6 protein-coding genes are annotated in these 7255 nt (G+C 72.6%); 5 read left to right on the top strand and 1 reads right to left on the bottom strand.

Going from position 1 to position 7255, the window contains the following annotated elements:
* Nucleotides 1–334: 334 nt before the first annotated feature.
* The 4 genes from AB0F11_RS36900 (at nt 335) to AB0F11_RS36885 (ending at nt 4234) form a co-directional block, all read left to right on the top strand.
* The gene (locus AB0F11_RS36900) at nt 335–871 is read left to right on the top strand and encodes a type 1 glutamine amidotransferase domain-containing protein (protein ID WP_362183896.1); all 537 of its coding nucleotides are present in this window, start codon (nt 335–337) and stop codon (nt 869–871) included.
* Nucleotides 868–1947 carry a glutamate--cysteine ligase gene (locus tag AB0F11_RS36895; RefSeq protein WP_362183893.1) on the top strand — a complete coding sequence of 360 codons (1080 nt, stop codon included), beginning with the start codon at nt 868–870 and terminating at the stop codon, nt 1945–1947. The genes AB0F11_RS36900 and AB0F11_RS36895 overlap by 4 nt, the downstream gene beginning before the upstream one ends.
* 282 nt (nt 1948–2229) lie before the next feature.
* Nucleotides 2230–3855, top strand: a complete 1626-nt coding sequence (gene ctaD, locus AB0F11_RS36890; RefSeq protein WP_362183902.1) for a cytochrome c oxidase subunit I — start codon at nt 2230–2232, stop codon at nt 3853–3855.
* Complete coding sequence (locus tag AB0F11_RS36885) at nt 3845–4234, top strand: cytochrome c oxidase subunit 4 (RefSeq protein ID WP_362183890.1); 390 nt, start codon at nt 3845–3847, stop codon at nt 4232–4234. Before ctaD ends, AB0F11_RS36885 begins: the two co-directional genes overlap by 11 nt.
* Before the next feature lie 26 nt (nt 4235–4260).
* On the opposite strand, the gene AB0F11_RS36880 is transcribed toward AB0F11_RS36885, so the two are convergent.
* On the bottom strand, nt 4261–6021 hold the full coding sequence (locus AB0F11_RS36880) for a ubiquinol-cytochrome c reductase cytochrome b subunit (protein ID WP_362183888.1): 1761 nt from the start codon (nt 6019–6021) through the stop codon (nt 4261–4263).
* Between the two features lie 243 nt (nt 6022–6264).
* On the opposite strand from AB0F11_RS36880, the gene AB0F11_RS36875 reads away from it, so the two are divergent.
* Complete coding sequence (locus AB0F11_RS36875; protein ID WP_362183899.1) at nt 6265–7008, top strand: VOC family protein; 744 nt, start codon at nt 6265–6267, stop codon at nt 7006–7008.
* Nucleotides 7009–7255: the final 247 nt, after the last annotated feature.

Genomic DNA, 7255 nt, shown 5'->3' with positions numbered 1-7255 from the left:
GGCCCGGGCCCCGGGGGGGGCGGCCCGGATCCGGGCCGGGGTTGGGTCCGCCGCGCGCGGCCCGGCCGGGCGGCGCGCCGGCCGCGCCGCGGATCGCCTGCTCATGTACCCCCTCTGCCGATGGCCCGTGGCTGGCTCTGTCGCCTACGAGGTGCCACGCAGGAGCGGGCCGCGCACCGGCCGCCCGGCAGATTCCCCCGAAGGATGCGGCGGATGCCCAGGTTCCGCTGCGCGGCATTCCTGCCATGCTTGAGGTGGAGCGGGAGGGGCAGGTGCAGGAATCCACCAGGAGGCGCCGGCCCGTACCGGCCCCGGACCGAAGGAAGTGACGCAGGTGCGCATCGCGTTTCTGACGGCGCCCGAGGGCGTCGAGGAGGTCGAACTCACCGAGCCCTGGAAGGCCGTCCTGGCCGCCGGGTGGAATCCGGTCCTGGTCTCCACCCGGCCCGGACAGGTCCAGGCGTACCACCACCTGGACAAGGCCGGCCGCCACACCGTCGACCACGTCCTCGCGGGCGACACGGCGGACGCCTTCGACGCGCTCGTCCTGCCCGGCGGCCTCGCCAACCCGGACGCCCTGCGGACGGACCGGCGCGCCATCGCCTTCGTCCGGAGCTTCTTCGACACCGGCAAACCCGTCGCGGCCATCTGCCACGCGGCCTGGATGCTGGTCGAGGCCGATGTCGTGCGGGGCCGCACCCTCACCTCCTACCCCAGTGTGGCCACCGACGTCCGCAACGCCGGCGGCACCTGGGTCGACGAGGAGGTCCACGTCTGCCGTGCCGCGCCCGCGACCCTGATCACCAGCCGCAGGCCGGCCGACCTGGATGCCTTCTGTACGGCGCTCGCGGAGGAGTTCGGCACGAAATGACCACGGTCGGGGTCGAGGAAGAATACGTCCTGCTGGATCCGCACACCCATCTTCCGGTGGCCCTCGCCGAGGAGGTACGGGCCAAGGCGGGCCTGTCGACGTGTGTGGACGAGGGCGAGGTGCAGCACGAGCTGCTCCAGGCCCAGGTGGAGGTGGCCACCCCCGTGTGCACCGACCTCGAGGAGGTCGGCGGCCACCTGCTGCGGCTGCGCCATGCCGTGGGCACCGCGGCCGAGGAGAACGGCTGCCGCGTCGCCATGACCGCCACCGCCCCCCTCCGGGCCGGCACGCCGGTCCCCATCACCCAGAACGCCCGCTACGTGAAGATGCGGGAGGAGGCCGGCCGGCTGGTCGACGAGCAGCTCATCTGCGGAATGCACGTGCACGTCGGGGTGCCCGACCGGGAGACGGCCGTGGCCGCCATGAACCGGCTGCGGGTCTGGCTGCCGACCCTGCTGGCGATGTCGACCAACTCTCCGATGTGGGACGGCCGCGACACCGGTTTCGGGAGCTGGCGCACCATCGTCTTCGGCCGCTGGCCGGTCAGCGGCCCGCCGCCGTACTTCCGCGGGCTCGCCGACTACGAGAAGCGCATCGAGATGCTGCTGGAGGCGGGCCTGATCGCCGACCGGGGCCAGCTGTACTGGCAGGCCCGGCTCTCCGACCGCTACCCCACCCTGGAAGTGCGCTGCCTCGACGTCCAGCTGGAGGCCGACGACGCGGTCCTCCTCGCCGCCATCGTCCGCGCCCTGGTCACCACCGCCATCGCGGAGGAGGAGGCCGGGGTCCGACCGGTGGACTGTGCGCCCGAGCTGCTCCAGGCCGCCGTCTGGTACGCGGCGCGCCACGGCCTGGGCGGCACCCTGATGGACCCGCAGGGGCATCGGCGCAGCGCCGGCGACGTGCTGTACATGCTCGTCCAGCACATCACGCCCGTCCTGGAGGAATCCGGGGACCTGCGCGAGGTCAGCGCCCTGCTGCACCGGCTGCTCCAGCAGGGCACCCCCGCCGACCGCCAGCGCCGGGCCCTGGCCGAGGGAGGGATGGCGGCCCTCACCGACTTCATCACCGCATGAGCCGCGGCACGAGCCGCGCAGCGACGGGCCGACCGGGTCCGGCGGGCTGACCGGTCCGGCGGGCTGACCGGTCCGGCGGGCTGACCGGTCCGGCGGGCTGACCGGGTCCGGCCGGGCCCCCGTGCGGCGCGCCGCACGCCGCGGCGGGCGCGCAGCCTGTAGGCAGGGCGCAGGGCAGTGCTCGGCTCGGGAGGACGGATGGCGTCAGTGGACCGCTCGCCCCACGGGGCGCCCGAAGCACCCGAGGAGCCTCTTGCCGAACGGGCCGTCCGGGTCCGCCGGGTGGAGCAGCGCACCGCCCGGCGCATCGGCCAGGGCTCGACGGTACTGCGCTGGCTGTCGACCACCGACCACAAGGTGATCGGCAACCTCTACCTGGTGACGGCCTTCGTCTTCTTCCTCTTCGCCGGCGTCCTCGCCATGCTCATGCGGGCCGAGCTCGCCCGCCCCGGCACCCAGATCCTGTCGAACCAGCAGTACAACGAGGCCTTCACCATCCACGGCACGGTGATGATGCTGCTGTTCGCCACCCCCACCTTCACCGGATTCGCCAACGCGGTCATGCCGCTGCAGATCGGCGCGCCCGACGTGGCCTTCCCCCGGATGAACGCCTTCACCTACTGGGTGTACCTCTTCGGCGGCCTGATCGTGGTCTCGGGCTTCCTGACACCGGACGGCGCCGCCCCGTTCGGCTGGTTCGCGTACGCCCCGCTCAACGGGGCCGCGTTCGCGCCGGGAGTCGGCTCCGACCTGTGGGTCATGGGGCTCGCGGTGGCCGGCCTGAGCACGATCCTCGGCTCGGTCAACTTCATCACCACGATCGTCTGTCTGCGCGCGCCCGGCATGACCCTGTTCCGGATGCCGATCTTCACTTGGAACGTGCTGTTCACCTCGATCCTCGCGCTCCTGGCCTTCCCCGTGCTGACGGCCGCGCTGCTGGCGCTGGAGGCGGACCGGAAGTTCGGCGCCCACGTCTTCGACGCCGCCAACGGGGGCGCGCTGCTGTGGCAGCACCTCTTCTGGTTCTTCGGCCACCCCGAGGTCTACATCGTGGCCCTGCCCTTCTTCGGCGTCGTGAGCGAGATCGTGCCCGTCTTCAGCCGCAAGCCCATGTTCGGTTACGTCTCCCTGATCGGCGCCACCATCGCCATCACCGGGCTGTCCGCGACGGTGTGGGCGCACCACATGTTCGCGACGGGCGCCGTGCTGCTGCCGTTCTTCTCCCTGCTGTCCTTCCTCATCGCCGTGCCGACGGGAGTGAAGTTCTTCAACTGGATCGGCACGATGTGGAGCGGCTCGCTCTCCTTCGAGACGCCGATGCTGTGGTCGGTGGGCTTCCTCGTCACCTTCCTCCTCGGCGGCCTGACGGGCGTCGTGGTGGCCTCGCCGCCGATGGACTTTCACCTGACGGACAGCTACTTCGTCGTCGCCCACCTGCACTACGTCCTGTTCGGCACCATCGTCTTCGCCACCTTCGCCGGCTTCTACTTCTGGTGGCCCAAGCTCACCGGCCGGATGCTGGACGAACGGCTCGGCAAGATCCACTTCTGGACGCTGTTCATCGGCTTCCAGACCACCTTCCTGGTCCAGCACTGGCTCGGCGAGGCCGGCATGCCCCGCCGGTACGCGGACTACCTGGCCGCCGACGGCTTCACCGTCCTCAACAGCATCTCCACCATCGGGGCCTTCCTGCTGGGCCTGTCCACGCTGCCCTTCCTCTACAACATCTGGAAGACCCGGCGGCACGGGGTGCGCGTGACCGTGGACGACCCCTGGGGCTGGGGGCGTTCACTCGAATGGGCCACCAGCTGCCCGCCGCCCCGGCACAACTTCCACTCCCTGCCCCAGATCCGCTCCGAGTCCCCGGCCTTCGACCTGCACCACCCGGAGGTGGCCCGTGAAAGTTGAGGCCTGGCTGTTCACCGGGACGGCCCTGTTCTTCGCCGTCACCACCGCCGTCTACGCCTCCTTCTCCCCGGAGCCGGCCGGCACCGCAGCCCTGGCGGTGTCCTTCCTCATGACCTCCCTGATCGCGGCGTTCCTGTGGCGCCAGCACCGGCGCGGCGGCGGGCGTCCGGAGGACCGCAAGTCCGGTGAGGTACGGGACGCGGGCGGGCGGCGCGAGTTCTTCCCCGCCGGCACCTACGTCCCCGTCACGGCGGCCGCGGGCAGCGCACTGATCGGCCTCGGGGTGGTCCAGGGCCTGTGGCTGTGCCTCATCGGGTTCGGCGTGCTGCTGCCCGGCGTGCTCGGCTTCGCCTTCCGCACGCTGGACCATCCGCAGTAGCGGGTCGGGGCTGCCGCCGCGGCGGCTCAGGGGGCCGGCGCCCCCCGGCCTTCCTCCCCCTCCTCGTCGCCGGCGCCGGACAGCGGCCGGTCCGGCCCCGCCAGGATCGCCCTGGCCTTGCGGCGCTGGCCCGCCGTCTCGGGGTAGCGGACCCGGTCCGCGTAGTACCAGGCGCTGAGCCCGGCCCGTACCCGCTGCACCAGGTACCGCACCCGCCCGCCCGCAGTCGACCGCTCCGGGCGGGCCGGGCGGTCGAGAGGGCGCGGCCGCTCCCGTACGAGCAGGGCGTAGCTGTCATCTGCGGTCAGCGGCCGGTGCTCCGGATGGAAGCCGCCGTCGTCGCCCTGGCGGACCAGCCCGGACTCCTCGCCCCCGGCCAGCCGCCCCGCCTCCTGCGCCTGCAGCCCCAGGCACAGCCGCCGCACGGTCCAGAACACCACCACCGGCAGCACGAAGAACGCCACCCGCAGCGCCCAGGTCACCGCGGCCACCGGCACGTCGAAGACGAACGCCACGATGTCCTGGCCGCCCGCGACCAGCAGCACGGCGTAGCAGGACAGGGCCCCCAGCCCCAGCCCCGTGCGCACCGGCCGGTCTCGGGGCCGGTCGCACAGGTGCCGCTCGCCCGTCCCACGGGTGATCCAGCGCTCGAAGAACGGGTACGCGTACAGGACGGTGAACAGCAGCCCGGGCAGCAGGACGCCCGTGACCAGCGGGTTCCAGCTCTGCGTATGGCCGAGGAAGCGGGTCTCCACCCCCGGCATCAGCCGCAGTGCTCCCTCCAGGAACCCGATGTACCAGTCCGGCTGGGACCCCGTGGAGACGAGGTCCGGCCGGTAGGGGCCGTACACCCAGATCGGATTGACCTGTGCCAGCGCCCCCAGCGCGGCCAGCACCCCGAAGACGGTGAAGAACAGCCCGCCGGACTTGGCCACGTACTGCGGGAACATCGGCAGGCCGATCACATTGCGGCCGGTCCTGCCGCGGCCGGGCCACTGGGTGTGCTTCAGCACGAACACCAGCAGCACGTGCACCGTGATCAGGGCCAGCAGCAGGCCCGGCACGAGCAGGATGTGCAAGGGGTACAGGCGCGACACGATGTCATGGCCGGGGAACTCGCCGCCGAAGGCGAACATGCTCACGTACGTGCCGACCACCGGGATGGACAGCATGATCCCCTGGGCGATGCGCAGTCCGGTGCCCGACAGCAGGTCGTCGGGGAGGGAGTAGCCGGCGAAGCCCTCCAGCAGGGCCAGCATGAACAGGGTGACCCCGATGGTCCAGTTCACCTCGCGCGGCCGCCGGAAGGCGCCGGTGAGGAAGACGCGCAGCAGGTGCGCGCCGATCGCGGCGACGAACACGATGGCCGCCCAGTGGTGGATCTGCCGGACCAGCAGCCCGCCGCGCACGTCGAAGCTGATCCGCAGCGTGGACTCGTAGGCCAGCGACATGCGGGTCCCGCGCAGCGGCGCGTACGAGCCGCGGTAGACCGCCTCCGCCATGGACGGGTCGAAGAAGAAGGTCAGGTACACCCCGGTCAGCAGCAGCACGACGAAGCTGTACAGGGCCAGCTCGCCCAGGAGGAAGGACCAGTGGTCGGGGAAGACCTTGCGCAGGACCGACCGGGTGAGCTCCGCCAGCGGAAGCCGCTCGTCCAGCCGCTCCGCCGCCCGCCACCCCGCGCGCCGCGGCGGTGTCCTCCTAGGCCCTGGCGGGCCGCCCGGCCCGGGCCCCGTGGTCCGTGTCGACGCCGCCACCGCGTACACCTCCCGGAGGGCCGGGCGCATGGCCCAAAGTACCGACAACGCTACCGAACGCCACAATCCGGGATCAACTACGACACGGCGGCGGGGCCGCCCCGAGCCCGGAGCTCCGGGGCCGGGAGCGTGGCGCATGATGGTGGTGACCGGGTCCCGCCCGACGTGCGGAGCAGCGCTGCCGACGCGACGATGGGCGGGACGAAGGACGGAGCGTGCATCGTGGAGATTTCTACGAGGGAGGTCTTCGGCGCCCCGTGCTGGGTCAGCCTCATGGCCCGCGACCTCCAGCGGACACAGGAGTTCTACGGCGCGGTGCTGGGCTGGAAGTTCCGGCCCGCGCGCCTCGGCGACGCGTTCACCGTCGCCGAGCTGGACGGGGTCCCGGTCGCCGGGATCGGGGCGCTGGCCGGTGACCTGACCGTCGCCGTGACGTGGACGCCGTATTTCGCGGTCGACGACGCCGACGTGACCGCCGACCGCATCCGCGAGCGCAGCGGCACCATCGCGGTCGGGCCGGTCTCCTTCGCCTCCGGCGGCCGCGGCGCGGTCGCCGCCGACCGGGACGGCGCGGTCTTCGGGATCTGGGAGGGCGGGGTCTCGGCCGACTGGCGCGTCGGGCGGGGGCCGTCGCCGGCCTGGCTGGAACTGCGTACGCGGGATGCCTTCGAGGCCGCCATCTTCTACGGCGAGGTGCTGGAGTGGGCCACCGGGCGGCCCGGGTGCTGCGAGGTCGGCTACGAGGACGACCAGGTCGTGCTGCGGCAGGCGGGCGAGCCGGTGGCCCGGCTGAACGGGGGCGTCGCCGATGCGGCGTCGCACGTCCCGGAGTCCCGGCCGCGGTGGCACGTCTACTTCCGCGTGCCGGACCTGGACGAGGCGATCGACGCGGTGACGGCGGCGGGCGGCACGACCCTGTCCACGATCGTCTCGAGCACGACGGAACGCTGGGTGACGGTCCGGGATCCGGAGGGCGCCATGCTCACCCTCACGGCAACCCGCCCCACCGAACCCTGACCGGCCCGGCCCCCCGGTCGACCCGGCGTCCGGCTCGGCCCGCCCCGCCCCTGGCGCCGTCCCCCGGCCCGCCCTGGTGCCCGGATCGGGCTACCTCCTGCGCAGTGGGTGCTACGGGCCGATCAGCCTGCCCTCGCCGTCGAAGCGGGGGTCGGCACATTCCAGCCTCGCCGGCGTTTGAGGCGCGGGGTCTGGGGCGGAGCCCCTGGGGGCACCTCCCAGCGGTAGCTGGGGGAGGACCCGGCGC

This window comes from Streptomyces sp. NPDC032472, assembly GCF_040636955.1.
In the GTDB taxonomy this organism is placed as follows: Bacteria; Actinomycetota; Actinomycetes; order Streptomycetales; family Streptomycetaceae; genus Streptomyces.
The sequence above is the reverse complement of the archived record's forward strand: the minus strand, read 5'-3'. Positions and strand labels throughout refer to the sequence as shown.